The sequence below is a fragment of the Xanthobacter autotrophicus genome (genome assembly GCF_029991245.1).
Taxonomy (GTDB): Bacteria; Pseudomonadota; Alphaproteobacteria; order Rhizobiales; family Xanthobacteraceae; genus Xanthobacter; species Xanthobacter autotrophicus_C.
This window is the reverse complement of sequence record NZ_JAIVFO010000409.1, coordinates 1-416: the sequence shown is the minus strand read 5'-3', so window position 1 is coordinate 416 and position 416 is coordinate 1. Positions and strand designations below refer to the sequence as shown.

The 416-nt window shown below is 66.8% G+C and carries 1 protein-coding gene; it reads right to left on the bottom strand.

Features of this window, described 5'->3' with window-relative positions; all coding sequences use genetic code 11:
• Positions 1–15: 15 nt before the first annotated feature.
• Positions 16–354 carry a putative quinol monooxygenase gene (locus K9U41_RS23450; protein ID WP_282643230.1) on the bottom strand — a complete coding sequence of 113 codons (339 nt, stop codon included), beginning with the start codon at positions 352–354 and terminating at the stop codon, positions 16–18.
• Between the last annotated feature and the right edge of the window lie 62 nt (positions 355–416).

Genomic DNA, 416 nt, shown 5'->3' with positions numbered 1-416 from the left:
CTCCCTGCCCTCCCCCTATGCGCTGCGCAGGGCGCCGAAGCGCACCCTCTGCTCCGCGCGGATCAGGGCCGGAAAGGCGTCGCGGAAGCGGCCGAGGTGGGGCGTTTCCAGATGGGCGTCGAAGGCGGCGCGGTCGTCATAGACCTCATAGAACACCACGGTGGAAGCTCCCTCCAGCACGATCACCTCGAACTGCCGGCAGCCGGGCTCGTCGGCCACCGAATGGGCGGCGTCATCGCGCGCAACCGCGAGGAAATCGGCGAGGCGGGCGGGCTCCACATCGAACTCCGCGATCACCACGAAAGGCGCCGGGGTGGTGTTCAACTCGGTCGTGTTCAACTCGGTCGTGCTCATGGGGTCTCCTCGTATTGGTCCTGGTTCGGCCATGATCGCTAATCGAACACCCGCGTCTCCTC